The following is a 19,474-nucleotide window of genomic DNA, read 5'->3' as shown; positions in this document are numbered from 1 at the left end:
AGGCATAAACAGGAAAATATCACATGGTAGATCAGGTCAAAGTCGCCGCCGCAGAAGAGGCGACGTCTGAACAGTCGCTACGGCGAAATCTCACGAACCGTCACATTCAGCTTATTGCCATTGGCGGAGCCATCGGCACAGGGCTGTTTATGGGCTCGGGCAAAACCATCAGTCTTGCCGGCCCGTCGATCATCTTCGTTTATATGATCATCGGTTTTATGCTCTTTTTCGTGATGCGTGCAATGGGTGAATTGCTGCTCTCGAATCTTGAATACAAATCCTTCAGCGACTTCGCGTCAGACCTGCTCGGCCCGTGGGCGGGCTATTTTACCGGCTGGACCTACTGGTTCTGCTGGGTGGTCACTGGCATGGCTGACGTTGTGGCCATCACGGCGTACGCGCAATTCTGGTTCCCAGGGCTATCGGACTGGGTGGCTTCGCTGGCGGTGATTGTCCTGCTGCTGAGCCTGAACCTCGCCACCGTTAAAATGTTCGGTGAGATGGAGTTCTGGTTCGCGATGATCAAAATCGTCGCCATCATCGCGCTGATTGTCGTCGGGCTGGTGATGGTGCTGACGCACTTCCAGTCGCCAACCGGCGTACAGGCGTCTTTTGCCCATCTGTGGAATGACGGCGGCTGGTTCCCGAAAGGGATCAGCGGCTTCTTTGCCGGCTTCCAGATTGCGGTGTTCGCGTTTGTCGGGATTGAGCTGGTCGGTACCACGGCGGCGGAAACCAAAGATCCGGAGAAATCCCTGCCGCGCGCGATCAACTCCATTCCGCTGCGTATCATCATGTTCTACGTGTTCGCGCTGATCGTCATTATGTCTGTGACGCCATGGAGTTCGGTGGTGCCAACCAAGAGCCCGTTCGTCGAGCTGTTCGTGCTGGTGGGACTGCCTGCTGCCGCGAGCCTGATTAACTTCGTGGTGCTGACCTCTGCGGCCTCTTCCGCGAACAGCGGCGTCTTCTCCACCAGCCGTATGCTGTTCGGTCTGGCGCAGGAGGGCGTTGCTCCGAGCGCGTTTGCCAAACTGTCTAAACGCGCGGTACCGGCGAAAGGGCTGACCTTCTCCTGCATCTGTCTGCTGGGCGGTGTGGTGATGCTCTACGTCAACCCGAGCGTAATCGGCGCGTTCACCATGATCACTACGGTGTCGGCGATCCTGTTCATGTTCGTCTGGACCATTATCCTCTGCTCATACCTGGTGTACCGCAAACAGCGTCCACACCTGCATGAGAAGTCGATCTACAAGATGCCGCTGGGCAAGCTGATGTGCTGGGTGTGCATGGCGTTCTTCGTCTTCGTGCTGGTGCTGCTGACGCTGGAAGAAGATACCCGCCAGGCGCTGATCGTCACGCCGCTGTGGTTTATTGCGCTGGGGCTGGGCTGGCTGTTTATCGGTAAGAAACGTATGGCGAGCATGCGTTAAGCATGTTGCCGGGTGGCGCTGACGCTTACCCGGCCTACGTTCGCGGACGTTGTAGGCCCGGTAAGCGCTAGCGCCGCCGGGCTTTTTTATTCCCCCGCTAATGCACGCGGGAACAGAACGTTATTCTCAAGACTGATGTGTTCCATCAGATCGTCGATCATCTCGTTAATGCCGTTGTACATGGCTTTCCAGGTGGTGCACGCCTCTGGCGGCGGTGTGACGTTGTCGGTGGTGTGTTTAATCACTTCCAGCAGTTCGCCGGCGTCATCATGTTCGCTTTCCATCACGCTGATGGGCCCCATGGCCTGGCTGCCCATGCCCTGTTTGATCATCGGGAAGAGGATCTGCTCCTCTTTCATCATGTGGCTGGAAAGTTCTTCGTGCAGCATGGTCAGGTATTTCGCCAGGCCGCGCGGTACGGAAGGTTTATCGGCATGAACGCGTTCAACTTTGGTCGCCTGTAAAATCAGCTCCGGCAGCTGCTCGCGGTGACGATCGTGGTAACGCACAATGATATGGTCGATGATTTCAGCCAGCGGCGCAGTGCGCCAGTCTTTGTCGACGGGCTGTTCAGCCAGCTGAGCCAGCTCCGCTTCGATAGCCTCTACATCCAGCTCTTTACGCGACGCTGCGCGCGCCAGCGTTTGCTTACCACCGCAGCAGTAATCCATATCATATTTACGGAACAGCGCAGAAGCGCGAGGGATGGAGAGCGCCAGCTCGCCTAAGGGTTGGTCGCGGAAGGCCATAGCAGTTACCTCATCATCAGAAATATAAGATGCATTTTAAATGCATCTTTAAGTGGATACTATAACCCTTTAGAGGCAAGGGTGAAAACGAGAAAGGGATCACAAAAAAAGCATGCTTTTAACTTGCTGATTGAATGCAGAAAAGGGCTTTCGAAAGTTTTTAAAGGTGGAGAAACAGTAAACAACCTGCCGCGCGTGCCGATAGATACAGGTCAGACAATACCTGTATATAAATAAGGCAACGCATGTTTAAACGTATAAAAGTCATTACTCTTTTGATTTCGGTGCTGCTTGTGCTCGGCATCATGCAGCTGATCTCCGCTGGCATTTTCATTAATGCACTCAATAACGATAAAGAGAACTTCACCGTTTCTCAGCTTTCCAGCCAGAACGTCGCGGAGTTTACCGACGCCTGGATCAGCCTGAACCAGGCGCGCGTCACCCTCAACCGCGGCATGCTGCGCCTGCAAAGCAGCATGGCGTCGCAGATTAACGGCGGGCAGCTGAACGAGCTGGTCAATACCGCGAAAAACCTGCTGGCCGATGCCCAGACCCATTACGATAAATACTATGCGCTGCCGGAAACGCCGGGTATGGACGAGCACCTGGCCGATCGCCTGGAAGAGCAGTACCGCGTCTACTCCGCCACGCTGACGCAAATGAACGTTCTGCTGGGGCAGGGCAATCTGGAAGATATGTTCAAACAAAATGCCGAACAGAAGCAGACCGCGATGCAAAAGGTTTATCGCGAGTGGCGTGAGGCGCAGGCCGCGCTGACCGCCAAAGGTATCCAGGACAATGAAAGCGACTACAAACGCATTCTGTGGATCCTTTCTGCGGTGATGCTGCTGGTGATCGCGGTGATTATTTCCAGCTGGATTGCGATGCGCCGCGTGCTGCTGCTGCCGCTGGAAGAGGTGATCAACCATATCCGCGCCATTGCCGCAGGGGATTTAACCCAGCCGATTCAGGCTGAGGGTAAAAATGAAATGGCGATCCTGGCGCGCAACGTTCAGGAGATGCAGACTGCGCTGGCCAACACGGTGGGCGTGGTGCGTGAAGGCGCAGATACCATCTACACTGGCGCGGGTGAAATCTCGGCGGGCAGCAACGATCTCTCCTCCCGTACCGAACAGCAGGCCGCTTCTCTGGAAGAGACGGCAGCCAGCATGGAACAGTTAACCGCTACCGTGAAGCAAAACGCCGATAACGCGCGTCAGGCGTCACGCCTGGCGCTGGACGCCTCCTCCACCGCGAAGAAGGGCGGTAACGTGGTGGAAGGCGTGGTGCGGACGATGGACGAAATCGCCACCAGTTCCAGCAAAATCGCGCAAATTACTAACGTGATCGACGGCATTGCTTTCCAGACCAATATTCTGGCGCTGAACGCGGCGGTAGAAGCGGCGCGCGCGGGCGAGCAGGGACGTGGCTTCGCGGTTGTCGCGGGCGAGGTGCGTACCCTTGCCCAGCGCAGTGCGCAGGCGGCGAAAGAGATCAAAGCGCTGATCGATGATTCCGGCGAACGCGTCAACGCGGGTTCTCAGCTGGTGAATGAGGCGGGCGCGACGATGGCGGAGATCGTCAATGCGGTTACGCGCGTGACGGACATCATGGGGGAGATTGCGTCGGCCTCCGACGAACAGAGCCGCGGTATCGACCAGGTGGGTCAGGCGGTGGCGGAGATGGATCGCGTCACCCAGCAGAACGCCTCGCTGGTGGAAGAGTCTGCGGCGGCAGCGGCGGCGCTGGAAGATCAGGCTGCACGCCTGAACGACGCGGTGGCGGTGTTTAAGATCACCCGCAATCAGGCGGTGAAAGCCGCGCCGGTAAAGACCTATGCACCTAAAGCGCAGCCCGTCGCGGCGGCGTCTGAAGCGAACTGGGAAACGTTCTGATACTGTGCCGGGTGGCGCTGACGCTTACCCGGCCTACGGTTTTGTAGGCCCTGCAAGCGAAGCGCCGCCGGGCGAAAAGCTCACCCCTCCGACGCCGGAACGACCATCGGTTTTTCCGGCTTCGCTCTCACCGCAATCACCACCCCAACGACCAGCAGCGCGATCCCGCAGGCCGTTAGTAACGGCGGCACGCTCTGGCGCATCAGGAAGGTATAGAGCAGCCCGGCCAGTGTCTCAAAGACAATCAGCGGCCCTAATATCACCGTCGGCAGCTTCTGGCTGGCAATGTTCCAGCACAGCGCGCCCACCCACGAACAGAGCACGGCAATGGCGACCATTAACCCGACGAATACCCACGGGCGCGGTCCGAAGGGCAGGGTAAATGCCGGTTGCTGGCTACCCAGCCAGACACACGCGCCCACATAGCCCAGCAACGAGACAGGGAGGGTGACCAGCGCCTGCGCCGTGGCCCACATCATCGGATGCTTATCCGGGTTTTCCCGCAGCCAGCGTGCGTTGCGCAGGGCATACCAGGCCCAACAGACAACCGAAATAAACGCCAGAAAGATCCCTGAACCGTAACGCCACACGCTGAAATTTTCCAGACCATGGCGAAGCTCGGCAATATTCACGCAAGCCAGCCCCACGGCAATGCAGACCAGCGCCGGCGCCATTTTTGACCACGCCAGTTTGCCGTCACGCTGGCTGTAAAGCAGGTTCGCGAAAACCGGGATGACCACCGGCAGCGTGCCGATAATCATGGTCGACACCGGCGCACCGGTGCGCTGAATGGCGCTCGCCAGACAGACGTAGTAGATCAGATTACCCATCATGGTCAGCGCCAGCGCGGTGAGCCAGTCCTGGCGGCCCAGCTGACGCAGACGCGTGCGCCCCAGCCACGCCAGCGGCACGGCAATCAGCCCCAGCGCCAGGTAACGTCCGGTCGACTGCAATATTGCCGGGTACTCCGGCACAATCAGCGGGCCGACAAAAATCAGCCCCCACATCAAACCCGCAAGCAGGGCATACAACACGCCGCTAATCATTTTTCCATCCATCTTGATTCACTTTGCGCTCAGTGTAGGAGGGCAAAACGGGCGCGTATTGTATGAAGTTGCGCATTAGCGCGGCATAACCTGTTTCTGGTAGCGCACGGGTGTGATGCCGTAGCGACGGGTGAAGGCGCGGGTCAGGTGCGACTGATCGGTCAGCCCGGTCGCGGCGGCCACCTCGGCGGCAGGCATGCCATGGGTGAGGAATGCTTTGGCGCGCCACAGCCGGATGGCCATCAGCATCTGGTGGGGCGTAACGTGGAAATGGGCTTTGAACTGGCGCTGAAAATGGTACGGGCTGAGCGAGACAACGTTAGCCAGCTCGTCCAGGGTCAGCGAGCGCATATAGTTGTCGTGCAGGTAGTCGCGAACGCGTTCGAAGCGGTGCGTGGCCTCCTGCACCGCCGGCGCATGGTGGGCCAGCGGCTGAAAAGTCTGAATCAAATCCAGTAGCAGCCCCTTCTGCGCCAGCGGATCGTCCGTGTGCCACAGGCCATAAATCAACTGGCCTATCTGTTGCGAGCGCAGCGGATCGTGACGCGTGACGTCGCTAAACCACCAGTGACGCAGGCCAGTGACCTCTTCCAGCAGGTCGGGTTCGATGTAGACCATCCGGTAGCGCCAGCCGCCTTCAGTGGCGGATTCCCCGGTGTGGATCTCGTCCGGGTTCATGGTCACGACGGATTTTTCCGCGGCAAGATGCTGGGTACCGCGATAGCGGAAGCGTTCGGCACCGGTTTCGATGGTGCCGATACCGAAGGCTTCATGAGTGTGCGGCTCGAAGGCGTAGTCAGAGATATGGGCGTGATAAAGCTCCAGGCCCGGCAGCTGCGCCAGATGGCGAAAGCGCGCGCTGTCTCTCTCATCAGTGAACTGTTCCGGTACGCCTTGCACGGTGAGCCTCCTTGTGGGTCATCGCTTCATTATCAGAGATGACCCGAGGGGACGCCACAAAAAATAACCAATTTTTAACAACTACAGGATGGCTTTGACGCTTTCCGCCAGCGGTGTGGATGGGCGGCCAATGAGCTTGCTCAGGGTATGGCTGTCGTCGAACAGGCCGCCTTTGGACGCGCCGGTGTCGGAGTCCGCCAGCATTTCCGCCAGCCCGGCAGGCAGACCAACGCCCTTCAGCGCAGCGGCGAAATCGGCTTCGCTGAGGTTCTGATACGTTACCGGCTTACCGCTCTGCTTGCTCAGTTCCGCAGCCAGTTCGCTCAGCGTCCAGGCATTATCACCCGCCAGTTCATACACCTTGCCGGCATGACCCTCTTCAGAAATCACTTTCGCTGCCGCCGCCGCGTAATCCGCACGGGTCGCAGAGGCAATTTTGCCTTCGCCTGCGGCCCCCATAAACACGCCGTGTTCCAGCGCTGGCGGCGCGCTTGCCAGGTAGTTTTCGGTGTACCAGCCGTTGCGCAGCAGGGCGTAAGGCACGCCGGAGGCCGCCAGGGCATTTTCGGTTTCGACGTGCTCAACGTGCAGACCCAGCGGGGATTTGTCAGCATGCAGCAGGCTGGTATAGGCGATGAATTTCACCCCGGCGGCTTTGGCGGCGTTTATCACGTTCTGGTGCTGTACGGCGCGCTGGCCCACTTCGCTGGAGGAGATGAGCAGTAGTTTATCCACGCCGTTCAGCGCGGTGGTAAATGCGGCTTCATCGGTGTAATCCGCCTGACGCACAACGACCCCTTGCTGACGCAACGCTTCGGCTTTCGCCAGGTTACGCACAATAGCCACGATCTGGCTGGCCGGAACGGTTTTCAGCAGTTCTTCAATAACGTGTTGGCCAAGCTGGCCGGTTGCGCCGGTAATCGCGATCATGATGAATCTCCTTCGTGTTTGTCTGGTGTTGTGGCACACTATCACCATAACTAACTTTTAGTAAGTACGTACAAAAAGGTAAGTATGAAAACAACAATACCAACGCTCAGCGAGCAAATGCGCGATGGCAACCTCTTTGCGGAACAGTGCCCGTCACGGGAGGTGCTCAAACACGTAACCAGCCGCTGGGGCGTGCTGATCCTGGTGGCGTTACGTCAGGGGACGCATCGCTTCAGCGATCTGCGCCGCAAGATGGGCGGCGTCAGCGAGAAGATGCTGGCTCAGTCTTTACAGGCGCTGGAACATGACGGGTTTGTCGATCGCGTGTCGTATCCGGTCGTGCCGCCGCATGTGGAGTATAGCCTGACGCCGCTGGGGCGGGAGGTAAGCGAGAAGGTGGCCGCGCTGGCCGACTGGATTGAGGTCAATACGCCGCAGGTGATGGCGAATAGGGACGAGCGTGCGGCATGAAATGCCGGGTGGCGCTTGCGCTTACCCGGCCTACGGGATCGAGGATTGCGGGTAGGCCGAGTAAGGCGAAGCCGCCACCCGGCACAATCATCGCTACCTGCTCAAATCCACCTGATAAATCGCGAACCCAATATCATCCGTCGCGACCTTTTGCATCGGATACTGCGCCTTATCCTTGATAAACGCGGCTGCTTTATCGGACGGAGATGTCTCAAAGCGAATATCCAGCTTAGTGTCGCTGTGGATCGGCGCAAGTCGCCAGTTGTTATCCACCGCCGGATGAATTTCACCCGCCTTTTTCGACTCCGCGCTGATCCACGCCGCCAGCACCGAACGGTTCTCATCCGGTGAGGCAAAGGCGATATGGCTGTCACCCGTACCGGCAAACTTACCGCCATAGGCGCGGTAGTTGTTGGTCACCACCAGGAAAGTGGCATTAGGATCAATCGCTTTGCCGTTGAAGGTCAGGTTTTTGATGCGTTCTGCCTGCGGATTAATGGCCTGACATTCGCCGTCATATTTCGCGGGCTGGGTAACGTCAATCTGATAATCCACGCCGTCGATCACGTCGAAGTTGTAGGTGCGGAAACCGTCCCAGTTAATCAGCGACTGCGGTTTGCTGCTGTGCGGATCGATCTGGTTGAACTGTCCGGCAGAGCACTCCAGCCACTCCTTCACCTCTTTCCCGGTGGCTTTCACCACCACGAGTGTGTTGGGATAGAGGTAGAGATCGGCGGCATTACGGAAGGTCAGCTGGCCTTTTTCCACCTCAACGTAGCTGGCCGGATCGTTCTTACGTCCGCCCACTTTGAATGGCGCCGCGGCAGACAGTACCGGCAGATTTGCCAGATCCGGATCGCCCTGAATATAGTGCTCCGCATAGGCTTTCTGCGCCATGTTGACTACCTGCACGGTCGGATCATCCTGTACCAGCGCGAGGAAGCTGTACATGTTATCAGCCGATTTACCGATCGGCTTGCTGACAAATTCACGCGTCGCGTCGTGGTCATGCTTCAGGACGTCGACCAGCTTTTTATCTTCCCCTTCCAGAGATTTTTTGGCCGCTGCGTCGTAGATCGGACGCGCTTCCGCTTTCGACTGCGTGACTTTCCAGCTTCCGCTGTCGTTATTCAGCACCAGATCCACCACGCCAAGGTGGTCACCCCACATGCCCGGCATCACCGATGGCACACCGTTGAGCGTCCCTTTTTCGATGTCCGCGCCTTTGATATCAGCGAAATCTTTGCCCGGGAAGACGGCATGGGCGTGACCAAACAGGATCGCATCCACGCCCGGCACCTGGCTGAGATAGTACACGGAGTTCTCAGCCATCACCTGATACGGGTCGGCCGAGAGGCCGGAGTGGGCCACGACGACCACCACATCCGCCCCTTTCGCCCGCATCTCCGGCACGTATTTGCGCGCGGTTTCGGTAATGTCGTTGACGGTTACTTTCCCGTCGAGGTTGGCTTTATCCCACGTCATGATCTGCGGCGGTACAAAACCGATATAGCCGATTTTCAGCGTCTGTTTTTTACCGTCCTGGTCGACAACCTCGGTCTCTTTAATCAGATAAGGGGTGAAGCGCGGCTTCTTCGTCTTAACGTCGATGATATTGGCGTTAACGTACGGGAATTTTGCCCCTGCCAGCGCGTCGTGCAGGTATTTCAGGCCGTAGTTAAATTCGTGGTTGCCCAGGTTGCCAACCGCATAATCCAGGGTGTTCATCGCTTTATAGACAGGGTGGATCTCGCCTTTTTTCAGCCCCTTCGCCGCCATGTAGTCGCCGAGCGGGCTGCCCTGAATTAAGTCCCCGTTATCAACCAGCACGCTGTTTTTCACTTCACCGCGGGCGGCGTTGATCAAACTTGCCGTGCGTACCAGTCCGAATTTTTCCGTAGGGGTATCTTTGTAGTAATCGAAGTCCATCATATTGCTGTGCAGATCGGTGGTTTCCAGAATACGGAGATCCACCGTCGCTGCCTGAACGCTTGCCGCAATCAGCGTTGCCAGGAGCGTTGCGCTAAACTTAATCATCTGAGGAGTCCTTTTTTCGATCCAAGCCACAAAAGAATATGTATGTAGTATTTGTTGCTTACAGAAGTGTGAATGCTGCCAGAAAAAAGGGCGCTGAAACCAGAATTGCTTCACAGATAGCGGAATTGTTCACATTACGATATAACTAAAACAATAAGTTATGCCCACTGCGTTAACGAAGAGGTGGAGAATGTTAGATAAAATTTGTCAGCTCGCACGGGATGCGGGTGATGCCATTATGCAGGTGTACGACGGTGCGAAACCGATGGATGTTGTCAGCAAAGCGGATGACTCCCCGGTGACGGCGGCGGATATCGCGGCGCATGCGGTGATCCTGAAAGGTTTGCAGGCCCTGACGCCGGATATTCCGGTCCTTTCTGAAGAAGCGCCCCAGAGCTGGGATGAACGTCAGCACTGGCAGCGTTACTGGCTTGTCGACCCGCTGGACGGCACGAAAGAGTTTATCAAGCGTAACGGTGAATTCACCGTCAACATCGCTCTGATTGAAAAAGGGAAAGCGGTACTGGGCGTGGTTTATGCCCCGGTGATGAAGGTGATGTACAGCGCGGCGGAAGGTAAAGCCTGGAAGGAAGAGTGCGGCGTGCGTAAGCAGATCCAGGTGCGTGATGCCCGTCCTCCGCTGGTGGTGATCAGCCGCTCGCACAGTGACAGCGAGCTGGAGGAGTATCTGCAACAGCTGGGTGAACACCAGACGACGTCGATTGGCTCGTCGCTGAAGTTCTGTCTGGTGGCGGAAGGGCAGGCGCAGCTGTACCCCCGTTTCGGGCCGACGAACGTCTGGGATACGGCGGCAGGGCATGCGGTGGCGGCGGCCGCTGGCGCGCATGTGCATGACTGGCAGGGTAAGCCACTGGACTACACCCCGCGCGAGTCATTCCTGAATCCGGGCTTCCGGGTGTCACTTTACTGAGTCAGCAGCTTATGCAGCAGGGCAACCACCTGCTGCACCTCATCCTGCGTCAGCGCGCCGTCTTTAACCCACTCTACGCGACCGTTTTTGTCCAGCACGACAATCGCTGAACTCTCCTCTTCCAGCTGCCACGCCTTACGCGTCACGCCGTTGCTGTCGACAATAAACTGCGACCAGGGATAGAGCTTCTTGTTGCTCTCAAGGCTTGAGCGCACAAACATGCCGGAGCCGGGAATGGCGTCGTCGGTGTTCACGATGGTGGTGGTCTGGTAGCGATCGTGCGGGAGTTTTGCGGCCTTGATCGCCTCCACGAGGGTAGCGTTTTTCTCTTTAGCGGATGTACGTCCGGCAATATGTTGTACAACTCTCACTTTGCCCGCAAGCTGCGCGCTATTCCAGGCTTTATAGCTAAACTTATCATTGTCGAGAATCAATTCTCCCCGGTCAGCAATCCCGACCGGCGGGACACGTTGTCCTTTTTCAATGTTGTGTGCGGAAGCCATCAGCGGCAGCAACAGGCAAGCTGCTGCCAGGAGGTTACGTAGGGTCATGGTGTTTCCTTATTGTTAGCAGGTGATCCGACCACTTGGTCATGCGCTTTTAATCATAAGTGCGATCAATAGGCTTTTCCCGCAATCCCGATGCCAGTTTGCGGGCGAACGCACATATCTATGCAAAAACGACGGCATATACTGCGCTGTATCACGCTTTGCAAAGATTATTCTGAATAATTGTAATCAAACGGTAAATAAACTTATGCACACTGGGTAAGTACGAGGTTCTGGTCTATAGTCATTGGGCATCAAAATTTGCGCTCAGGACAGTCGGGCCGATTGTGGCACCGCAAGAGCGTATGATTCGCAGGAGATACAAGAATGAAAATTTTCCAACGCTACAACCCGCTTCAGGTGGCGAAGTACGTGAAGATCCTGTTCCGTGGACGGTTGTACATCAAGGATGTTGGCGCTTTTGAGTTCGATAAGGGAAAAATCCTTATTCCGAAAGTGAAGGACAAACAGCACTTGTCTGTGATGTCCGAAGTCAACCGTCAGGTTATGCGTCTGCAAACAGAGATGGCTTAACCAACGTGCTATGCAGTAGTTGTTAAAAAGACGGCTCCCGACGGGAGCCGTTGATGTTTGTGGGGCATACAAAGGATTACGCCGACACCTTCTCTTCCGCATCCGGCAGTTTCGGCACCAGCACGGTCGGTTTGCTATCAATACGCGTTACCAGCAGCTGATCGATGCGGTAGTTATCGATATCCACCACTTCAAACTTGAAGCCGGAGAACTTCACCGAGTCGGTACGTTTCGGGATTTTACGCAGCATAAACATCATAAAGCCGCCGATGGTCTCGTAGTTTCCGGACTGCGGGAACTCGTCGATGTCGAGCACGCGCATGACGTCTTCAATCGGCGTACCGCCATCGATGAGCCATGAATTTTCGTCACGCTGAACAATCTGCTCTTCCAGCCCCTGGCCGACCAGGTCGCCCATCAGGGTCGTCATAACGTCGTTGAGGGTGATAATGCCCACCACCAGCGCGTATTCGTTCATGATCACCGCGAAGTCTTCCCCGGCGGTTTTGAAACTTTCCAGCGCTTCGGAGAGCGTCAGGGTGTCCGGCACAATCAGGGTGTTGCGGATCTGCACGCCGCTGTTCAGCGCCAGGCTCTGGTTTGCCAGCACGCGGTTCAGCAGGTCTTTGGAGTCCACATAGCCGATGATATGGTCGATATCTTCGTTACAGACCAGGAACTTGGAATGTGGATGCTGCGCCACTTTGGTCTTCAGGCTCTGCTCGTCTTCATGCAGATCGAACCAGATGATGTTTTCACGGCCGGTCATGGAGGACGGCACGGTACGGGATTCCAGTTCGAAAACGTTCTCAATCAGCTCGTGCTCCTGCTTGCGCAGCACGCCTGCCAGCGCCCCGGCTTCCACCACGGCATAAATATCATCGGAGGTGATGTCGTCTTTACGCACCATCGGCAGCTTGAAGATGCGGAAAATGACGTTCGCCAGGCCGTTAAAGAACCACACCAGCGGACGGAAGACATAAAGGCAGAAGCGCATCGGGTTGATGATACGCAAAGCCACAGCTTCTGGCGCAATCATACCGATGCGTTTCGGGGTCAGGTCCGCGAATAAAATGAACAAGCCGGTCACCAGGGAGAAGGAGAGGATGAAGCTCAACTGCTCGGCCAGCTCTACGGACATGTACTTAACAAAGAGGCCATAAAACGCCGGAGAAAACGCTGCATCACCCACGATACCGCCAAGAATGGCGACCGCGTTCAGGCCAATCTGCACCACGGTAAAGAACATGCCGGGGTTTTCCTGCATTTTCAGAATGCGTGATGCGTTGATGTTGCCCTCGTCGGCAAGCAGCTTCAGTTTGATTTTACGGGAGGCAGCCAGCGAGATCTCCGATATCGAGAAAAATGCACTGACGGCAATAAGACAAAGTATTACTAAAATACTGTTTAACATAGTTTATCCGGCTTCTCGCCAGATCCTCAGAAGGGGAGTTGATACCATTCGTGTGAAGACACATTGAAGTCAGCTCGTAGCGTTGAGCCGATTATTTCAGCGGTAGTATAGCGTAAAGACGTGTAAACCTGCCAGAGGTCACGTTTTCGGCAAAAAGTGGCCGGAGGGAGAGGCTGTGCGCCACGCGGCTCGCGTGGCGCTGAAGCCGTAATCAGTCCTGTTGTGGAGGCAGACAGACGCCGATGCCGCCAATGCCGCAGTAGCCGTACGGATTTTTATGCAGGTACTGCTGGTGGTCGTCTTCGGCATAGTAGAACGGTTTCGCGGTAGCGATTTCCGTCGTGACCTGACGTTTATCACCGGCCGCCTGCATCGCTTCCTGGAAACGCGTCAGGCTGGCGTGGGCGGCGGTTTCCTGCTCTGGGGTGAGCGGGTAGATGGCCGAACGGTATTGGGTGCCATGATCGTTACCCTGACGCATGCCCTGCGCCGGGTCATGGTTTTCCCAGAACACCTGGAGCAGTTGTTCATAGCTAATGACGCTCGGGTCATACACCACACGCACCGCTTCAGCATGACCGGTCTCACCGGAACAGACTTCGCGGTAGGTTGGGTTAGGCGTATATCCTCCGGTGTAGCCCGCAGCGGTGCTGTACACGCCCGGCAGCTGCCAGAACAGGCGTTCTACGCCCCAGAAGCAGCCCATGGCAAACAGGGCGATCTCCATTCCATCAGGAACGTTTGTCATTGAATGGTTGTTTACGGCGTGTAATGTCGCCACTGGCATAGGGGTGTTGCGTCCCGGTAACGCATCGGCTTGTGATACCAGATGCTTTTTATCAAATAAACTCACGGTGGGGCCTCCGGGGTAGCGTTGTTTCGGTTAAGGTTGTCACGAAGCGTTTAATTGAACACAATAAATGCGATGAATGAGTCTAGATTTAATCATAAGAAATATTTGGGTGTTACACCCTTTTTCAACCCGTAATTTGGGTTTTTGGCTTTCAGGCCGTATTTTGCCGCGGAGCGGCACTGCATTTGCTTCCAGGGTGGAAACAGGGATATTCAGGAGAAAACGTGACAAAGATCCGCCAGTTATGTTTAGTCAGCTTACTGCTGACCAGCGGGATTGCCAGCGCGGCGAATGTCCGTTTGCAGGTTGAGGGGTTATCCGGGGCGCTGGAAAAAAACGTGCGTGCGCAGCTTTCTACTATCCAGAGCGATGAGGTCACGCCGGATCGGCGTTTTCGCGCGCGCGTGGATGACGCCATTCGCGAAGGCTTAAAGGCGTTGGGGTACTACGAACCCACCATCGATTTCGATTTACGCCCGCCGCCGGCGAAAGGACGCCAGGTGTTGATTGCCCGCGTCTCGCCGGGCGAACCCGTCCTGATTGGCGGCACGAACGTGGTGCTGCGCGGCGGTGCGCGCACCGATCGTGACTACCTGGATCTGCTCAGCACCCGTCCGAAAGTGGGCACCGTGCTCAATCACGGGGATTACGATCGCTTTAAAAAATCCTTAACCAGCGTTTCGCTGCGCAAAGGCTACTTTGACAGCCAGTTCAACAAAAGCCAGCTGGGCGTTGCGCTTGAGCGACGTCAGGCATTCTGGGATATCGATTACGACAGCGGCGAGCGCTACCGGTTTGGCGATGTGACCTTCGAAGGATCGCAAATCCGTGACGAGTATCTGCAAAATCTGGTGCCGTTTAAAAAGGGCGACTACTACCAGTCCAGCGACCTGGGCGAGCTGAACCGTCGTTTGTCCGCGACGGGCTGGTTTAACTCCGTGGTGGTGGCGCCGGAATTTGATAAATCCCGTAAAACGAAAGTGTTACCGCTGCATGGCGTGGTCTCTCCGCGCACCGAGAACACCATTGAGACCGGCGTCGGCTACTCCACGGACGTCGGCCCGCGCGTGAAAGCCTCGTGGAAAAAACCGTGGATGAACTCCTACGGCCACAGCCTGACCACCAGCGTCAGCCTGTCTGCGCCTGAACAGCAGCTGGACTTCAGCTATAAAATGCCGCTGCTGAAAAATCCGCTTGAGCAATACTACCTCGTGCAGGGCGGCTTTAAACGTACCGATTTGAACGATACCGAGCAGGACTCGACGACGCTTGCGGTATCACGCTTCTGGGATCTCTCCAGCGGCTGGCAGCGCGCCATTAACCTGCGCTGGAGCCTCGACCACTTTACCCAGGCAAACGTTACCAACACCACCATGCTGCTTTATCCGGGCGTGATGATCAGCCGTACCCGCTCGCGCGGTGGCCTGATGCCGACCTGGGGCGACTCTCAGCGCTACTCCATCGATTACTCCAACACTGCGTGGGGCTCCGACGTAGACTTCTCCGTCTTTCAGGCGCAAAACGTCTGGATCCGCACGCTGTACGACAAACACCGCTTTGTGATGCGCGGTAATCTCGGCTGGATCGAAACCGGTGATTTCGAACGCGTCCCGCCGGATCTGCGCTTCTTCGCCGGGGGCGACCGCAGCATTCGCGGGTATAAGTACAAATCGATCTCACCTGAAAACGACAAAGGCCAGTTGACCGGGGCGTCAAAACTGGCGACCGGCTCGCTGGAGTACCAGTACAACGTCAGCGGCAAGTGGTGGGGGGCGATGTTCGTTGACGGCGGTGAAGCGGTGAACGATATCCGCCGCAGCGATTTCAAAACCGGCGCGGGCGTAGGCGTGCGCTGGCAGTCATCGGTCGGGCCCATCAAGCTCGATTTCGCCGTTCCGGTGGGCGACAAAGACGAACACGGTTTACAGTTTTACATCGGTCTGGGGCCTGAATTATGAGTTTATGGAAGAAGATAAGCCTCGGGGTGCTGATTTTTATCGTATTACTGCTCGGTACGGTGGCGTTTCTGGTGGGCACCACCACGGGCCTGCATCTGCTGTTTAACGCCGCGAACCGCTGGGTGCCGGGGCTGGAAATCGGCCAGGTGACGGGCGGCTGGCGCGATCTGCGCCTGAAAAATATCCGTTACGAACAGCCCGGCGTGGCGGTGAACGCGGGCGAGTTTCATCTGGCGGTCAAGCTCGGCTGCCTGCGTGACAGCCAGCTGTGCGTAAACGATCTGTCGCTAAAAGACGTTAACGTGGCGATAGATTCCAAAAAAATGCCGAAGTCTGAGCCTGTCGAAGAAGAGGACAGCGGCCCGCTGAATCTCTCCACGCCGTACCCGATTGCGCTCTACCGGGTTGCGCTGGATAACGTCAATATCAAAATCGACGATACGACGGTATCCGTGATGGATTTCACCTCCGGTCTGCGCTGGCAGGAGAAAAACCTCACCCTGACCCCAACCTCCCTGCAAGGGCTGCTGATTGCGCTGCCGAAGGTGGCCGACGTGGCGCAGGAAGAGATCGTCGAGCCGAAGATCCAGAACCCGCAGCCGGAAGAAAAACCGCTGGGCGAAACGCTGAAAGATCTCTTCTCGAAACCGGTTCTGCCGGAGATGACCGACGTGCATCTGCCGCTGAACCTCAATATCGAAGAGTTTAAGGGCGAGCAGCTGCGTCTGACGGGTGATACCGATCTGACGGTCTACAACATGCTGCTTAAAGTCAGCAGTATCGACGGCAACATGAAGCTCGACGCGCTGGATATCGACTCCAGTCAGGGCTCGGTGAACGCCTCAGGCAATGCGCTGCTGCGCGACAACTGGCCGGTGGATATTACGCTGAACAGCGCCCTGAACATCGATCCGCTGAAGGGCGAAAAGGTGAAGGTGAAGGTCGGCGGCGCGCTGCGTGAGAAGCTGGAGTTCGGCGTGAACCTTTCCGGACCGGTGGATATGGTGCTGCGCGGGCAAACCCAGCTGGCAGAGGCCGGTTTACCGCTCAACCTTGAGGTTGTCAGCAAGCAGCTTTACTGGCCGTTCACCGGCGAAAAACAGTTCCAGGCTGACGATCTGAAGCTGAAGCTGAGTGGCAAAATGACCGACTACACGCTGTCGTTCCGCACGGCAGTGAAGGGGCAGGGGGTACCGCCCGCCGATATCACCCTGGATGCGAAGGGTAACGAGTTGCAGGTTAACCTCGACAAGCTGACCGTGGCGGCGCTGGAAGGAAAAACCGAGCTGACCGCGCTGCTCGACTGGCAGCAGGCGATCAGCTGGCGCGGCGAGCTGAAGCTGACCGGGATCAACACCGCTAAAGAGGTCCCGGACTGGCCGTCAAAACTGGATGGCCTGATCAAAACCCGCGGTAGCCTGTACGGTGGCACCTGGCAGATGGACGTGCCGGAACTCAAGCTCACCGGCAACGTGAAGCAGAACAAAGTCAACGTAGAGGGCTCGCTTAAGGGCAACAGCTATCTCCAGTGGGTGATCCCGGGCCTGCACGTGGCGCTGGGCCGCAACACGGCAGATATCAAAGGCGAGCTGGGGGTGAAAGATCTCGATCTGGATGCCACCATCGACGCGCCAAATCTCGATAACGCCCTGCCGGGTCTTGGCGGCACGGCGAAGGGGTTAGTGAAGGTTCGCGGTACGGTGGAGGCGCCGCAGCTGCTGGCGGACATCACTGCTAATAACCTGCGCTGGCAGGAACTTTCCATTGCCCGCGTGCGCGTCGAAGGGGACGTGAAATCCACCGATCAGATCGGCGGAAACCTGGACCTGCGCGTGGAGCGTATCTCCCAGCCGGACGTGAACATCAGTCTGGTCACGCTGGCGGCAAAAGGTAACGAAAAGCAGCACGATCTCCAGCTGCGCGTGCAGGGCGAGCCGGTCTCCGGGCAGCTGCACCTGACGGGCAGTTTTGATCGCCAGGCAACGCGCTGGAAGGGCGTACTGGATAACACCCGCTTCAGCACGCCGGTCGGCCCGCTGGTGCTGTCCCGATCCATCGCGCTGGACTACCGCAATGCGGAGCAAAAGTTAAGCATTGGGCCACACTGCTGGACCAACCCGAATGCTGAGCTGTGCGTGCCGCAGACCATTGATGCGGGCGCGGAAGGACGCGCGCAGATCAACCTCAACCGTTTCGACCTGGCGATGCTGAAACCGTTTATGCCGGAAACCACCCAGGCCAGCGGGGTCTTCAGCGGTAAAGCGGACGTCGCGTGGGACACCACCAAAGAGGGGCTGCCGCAGGGCAGCGTTACGCTCTCCGGGCGTAACGTGAAGGTGACGCAGGAGGTCAATGACGCGCCGCTGCCGGTAGCGTTCGACACCCTGAATGTGAACGCTGACCTGCGTAACAATCGTGCGGAACTGGGATGGCTGATCCGCCTGACCAACAACGGTCAGTTTGATGGACAGGTGCAAATTACCGATCCGCAAGGGCGGCGCAATCTCGGCGGCAACGTCAATATTCGCAACTTCAACCTGGCGATGGTGAATCCGATCTTCTCGCGGGGAGAAAAGGCGGCGGGGATGCTCAGCGCCAACCTGCGTCTGGCGGGGGATGCGCAAAGCCCGCAGCTGTTTGGCCAGATGCGGTTAAACGGCGTGGACATTGACGGTAACTTTATGCCGTTCGATATGCAGCCAAGCCAGCTGACGATGAACTTTAACGGCCAAAGCTCAACCCTCAGTGGCTCAGTGCTGACGCAGCAGGGACAAATCAACCTGAGCGGTGACGCAGACTGGAGCCAGCTCGACAACTGGCGCGCCCGTATTGCGGCCAAGGGCAGCAGGGTGCGTATCACGGTACCGCCGATGGTGCGCCTGGACGTGTCGCCAGACGTGGTCTTTGAGGCAACGCCGAGTCTCTTCACCCTGGACGGCCGTGTTGACGTACCGTGGGCGCGCATCGTGGTTCACGAAGTGCCGGAAAGCGCGGTTGGCGTCTCCAGTGATGAAGTTATGCTCAATGAAAATCTGAAACCTGTTGAACAGAAGAGCGCTGGCATACCGATCAATAGTAATCTTATCGTGCACGTGGGGAATAACGTGCGTTTGGACGCGTTTGGGCTGAAGGCGAGACTCACGGGTGACCTGAAAGTGGCGCAGGATCAACAGGGGCTTGGCCTCAATGGACAAATCAATATTCCTGAAGGGCGCTTCCATGCCTACGGTCAGGATTTGATTGTGCGTAAAGGCGAGCTGCTGTTCTCCGGTCCACCGGATCAGCCGGTACTCAATATCGAAGCGATACGTAACCCGGAAGCCACCGAAGATGATGTGATTGCGGGCGTGCGCGTGACGGGCTCCGCCGATGAACCTAAGGCAGAGATCTTCTCTGACCCGGCCATGTCGCAACAGGAAGCGCTCTCTTACCTGCTGCGCGGCCAGGGTCTGGATAGCCAACAGGGCGATGGTGCGGCAATGACATCAATATTAGTCGGTCTGGGGGTTGCACAAAGTGGTCAGGTTGTGGGTAAAATCGGCGAGACGTTTGGCGTAAGCAATCTGGCGCTGGACACTCAGGGCGTGGGTGACTCTTCGCAGGTAGTGGTCAGCGGCTATGTACTGCCGGGTCTACAGGTAAAATATGGCGTGGGGATCTTTGACTCACTGGCTACACTCACGTTACGTTATCGCCTGATGCCTAAGCTATATCTGGAAGCAGTGTCCGGCGTAGACCAGGCACTTGATCTGCTCTATCAGTTTGAGTTTTAGCA

15 protein-coding genes are annotated in these 19,474 nt (G+C 57.0%); 7 read left to right on the top strand and 8 right to left on the bottom strand.

Annotation, left to right across the window (positions count from 1 at the left end; genetic code table 11):
• Window positions 1-23 precede the first annotated feature (23 nt).
• A complete protein-coding gene (gene cycA, locus ACOTXD_RS10230) occupies window positions 24-1,433 on the top strand; it encodes a D-serine/D-alanine/glycine transporter (RefSeq protein WP_003856045.1) in 1,410 nt (469 codons plus the stop codon).
• An 86-nt stretch (window positions 1,434-1,519) separates the two neighbouring features.
• On the opposite strand, the gene ytfE is transcribed toward cycA, so the two are convergent.
• The gene (ytfE, locus tag ACOTXD_RS10225) at window positions 1,520-2,182 is read right to left on the bottom strand and encodes an iron-sulfur cluster repair protein YtfE (RefSeq protein ID WP_003856046.1); all 663 of its coding nucleotides are present in this window, start codon (window positions 2,180-2,182) and stop codon (window positions 1,520-1,522) included.
• 245 nt (window positions 2,183-2,427) lie between these two features.
• Here ytfE and ACOTXD_RS10220 point away from each other — a divergent pair, with 245 nt between their 5' ends.
• On the top strand, window positions 2,428-4,077 hold the full coding sequence (locus tag ACOTXD_RS10220) for a methyl-accepting chemotaxis protein (RefSeq protein WP_003856047.1): 1,650 nt from the start codon (window positions 2,428-2,430) through the stop codon (window positions 4,075-4,077).
• Window positions 4,078-4,157: 80 nt separating this feature from the next.
• Here ACOTXD_RS10220 and ACOTXD_RS10215 read toward each other — a convergent pair whose 3' ends face one another.
• The 3 genes from ACOTXD_RS10215 to ACOTXD_RS10205 form a co-directional block, all read right to left on the bottom strand.
• Entirely contained in the window at window positions 4,158-5,123 is a 966-nt protein-coding gene (locus ACOTXD_RS10215) for a DMT family transporter (protein WP_061856190.1), read from the bottom strand.
• A gap of 75 nt (window positions 5,124-5,198) precedes the next feature.
• Window positions 5,199-6,023 carry an AraC family transcriptional regulator gene (locus tag ACOTXD_RS10210; protein ID WP_061856191.1) on the bottom strand — a complete coding sequence of 275 codons (825 nt, stop codon included), beginning with the start codon at window positions 6,021-6,023 and terminating at the stop codon, window positions 5,199-5,201.
• Between the two features lie 81 nt (window positions 6,024-6,104).
• The gene (locus tag ACOTXD_RS10205; protein WP_126501089.1) at window positions 6,105-6,953 is read right to left on the bottom strand and encodes an SDR family oxidoreductase; all 849 of its coding nucleotides are present in this window, start codon (window positions 6,951-6,953) and stop codon (window positions 6,105-6,107) included.
• An 84-nt stretch (window positions 6,954-7,037) separates the two neighbouring features.
• Between ACOTXD_RS10205 and ACOTXD_RS10200 the strand changes: the two genes are divergently transcribed.
• On the top strand, window positions 7,038-7,424 hold the full coding sequence (locus tag ACOTXD_RS10200) for a winged helix-turn-helix transcriptional regulator (protein ID WP_022650268.1): 387 nt from the start codon (window positions 7,038-7,040) through the stop codon (window positions 7,422-7,424).
• 93 nt (window positions 7,425-7,517) lie between these two features.
• Here ACOTXD_RS10200 and ACOTXD_RS10195 read toward each other — a convergent pair whose 3' ends face one another.
• Complete coding sequence (locus ACOTXD_RS10195; RefSeq protein WP_126501090.1) at window positions 7,518-9,461, bottom strand: bifunctional 2',3'-cyclic-nucleotide 2'-phosphodiesterase/3'-nucleotidase; 1,944 nt, start codon at window positions 9,459-9,461, stop codon at window positions 7,518-7,520.
• Between the two features lie 190 nt (window positions 9,462-9,651).
• Between ACOTXD_RS10195 and cysQ the strand changes: the two genes are divergently transcribed.
• Window positions 9,652-10,392: a 3'(2'),5'-bisphosphate nucleotidase CysQ gene (gene cysQ / locus ACOTXD_RS10190; RefSeq protein WP_015572488.1), complete on the top strand. Its 741-nt coding sequence runs from the start codon at window positions 9,652-9,654 to the stop codon at window positions 10,390-10,392.
• On the opposite strand, the gene ACOTXD_RS10185 is transcribed toward cysQ, so the two are convergent.
• Window positions 10,386-10,943 carry a YtfJ family protein gene (locus ACOTXD_RS10185; protein WP_022650270.1) on the bottom strand — a complete coding sequence of 186 codons (558 nt, stop codon included), beginning with the start codon at window positions 10,941-10,943 and terminating at the stop codon, window positions 10,386-10,388. The genes cysQ and ACOTXD_RS10185 overlap by 7 nt on opposite strands.
• A 324-nt stretch (window positions 10,944-11,267) precedes the next feature.
• On the opposite strand from ACOTXD_RS10185, the gene ACOTXD_RS10180 reads away from it, so the two are divergent.
• Complete coding sequence (locus tag ACOTXD_RS10180; RefSeq protein WP_003856054.1) at window positions 11,268-11,474, top strand: DUF1107 domain-containing protein; 207 nt, start codon at window positions 11,268-11,270, stop codon at window positions 11,472-11,474.
• A 76-nt stretch (window positions 11,475-11,550) separates the two neighbouring features.
• Here the strand turns inward: ACOTXD_RS10180 and ACOTXD_RS10175 are convergent, their stop codons facing one another.
• A complete protein-coding gene (locus ACOTXD_RS10175; RefSeq protein WP_022650272.1) occupies window positions 11,551-12,888 on the bottom strand; it encodes a hemolysin family protein in 1,338 nt (445 codons plus the stop codon).
• Between the two features lie 211 nt (window positions 12,889-13,099).
• Window positions 13,100-13,741: a peptide-methionine (S)-S-oxide reductase MsrA gene (gene msrA / locus ACOTXD_RS10170; RefSeq protein ID WP_061856194.1), complete on the bottom strand. Its 642-nt coding sequence runs from the start codon at window positions 13,739-13,741 to the stop codon at window positions 13,100-13,102.
• 224 nt (window positions 13,742-13,965) lie between these two features.
• Here msrA and tamA point away from each other — a divergent pair, with 224 nt between their 5' ends.
• Together tamA and tamB are read left to right on the top strand one after the other, a co-directional pair.
• Window positions 13,966-15,699 carry an autotransporter assembly complex protein TamA gene (tamA, locus tag ACOTXD_RS10165; RefSeq protein ID WP_421766408.1) on the top strand — a complete coding sequence of 578 codons (1,734 nt, stop codon included), beginning with the start codon at window positions 13,966-13,968 and terminating at the stop codon, window positions 15,697-15,699.
• The gene (tamB, locus tag ACOTXD_RS10160; RefSeq protein WP_126501092.1) at window positions 15,696-19,472 is read left to right on the top strand and encodes an autotransporter assembly complex protein TamB; all 3,777 of its coding nucleotides are present in this window, start codon (window positions 15,696-15,698) and stop codon (window positions 19,470-19,472) included. Before tamA ends, tamB begins: the two co-directional genes overlap by 4 nt.
• Window positions 19,473-19,474: the final 2 nt, after the last annotated feature.

Source organism: Enterobacter cloacae complex sp. CDL013, from assembly GCF_049238805.1.
GTDB classification, from domain to species: domain Bacteria; phylum Pseudomonadota; class Gammaproteobacteria; order Enterobacterales; family Enterobacteriaceae; genus Enterobacter; species Enterobacter hormaechei_C.
Note: the sequence above shows the minus strand (reverse complement) of the source record. Positions and strands in the feature narration are given on the sequence as shown.

Coding starts and splice junctions, on each gene's coding strand:
- cycA (WP_003856045.1), top strand. CDS start 24: ATGGTAGATCAGGTCAAAGTCGCCGCCGCAGAAGAGGCGACGTCTGAA.
- ytfE (WP_003856046.1), bottom strand. CDS start 2,182: ATGGCCTTCCGCGACCAACCCTTAGGCGAGCTGGCGCTCTCCATCCCT.
- ACOTXD_RS10220 (WP_003856047.1), top strand. CDS start 2,428: ATGTTTAAACGTATAAAAGTCATTACTCTTTTGATTTCGGTGCTGCTT.
- ACOTXD_RS10215 (WP_061856190.1), bottom strand. CDS start 5,123: ATGATTAGCGGCGTGTTGTATGCCCTGCTTGCGGGTTTGATGTGGGGG.
- ACOTXD_RS10205 (WP_126501089.1), bottom strand. CDS start 6,953: ATGATCGCGATTACCGGCGCAACCGGCCAGCTTGGCCAACACGTTATT.
- ACOTXD_RS10200 (WP_022650268.1), top strand. CDS start 7,038: ATGAAAACAACAATACCAACGCTCAGCGAGCAAATGCGCGATGGCAAC.
- ACOTXD_RS10195 (WP_126501090.1), bottom strand. CDS start 9,461: ATGATTAAGTTTAGCGCAACGCTCCTGGCAACGCTGATTGCGGCAAGC.
- cysQ (WP_015572488.1), top strand. CDS start 9,652: ATGTTAGATAAAATTTGTCAGCTCGCACGGGATGCGGGTGATGCCATT.
- ACOTXD_RS10185 (WP_022650270.1), bottom strand. CDS start 10,943: ATGACCCTACGTAACCTCCTGGCAGCAGCTTGCCTGTTGCTGCCGCTG.
- ACOTXD_RS10180 (WP_003856054.1), top strand. CDS start 11,268: ATGAAAATTTTCCAACGCTACAACCCGCTTCAGGTGGCGAAGTACGTG.
- ACOTXD_RS10175 (WP_022650272.1), bottom strand. CDS start 12,888: ATGTTAAACAGTATTTTAGTAATACTTTGTCTTATTGCCGTCAGTGCA.
- tamB (WP_126501092.1), top strand. CDS start 15,696: ATGAGTTTATGGAAGAAGATAAGCCTCGGGGTGCTGATTTTTATCGTA.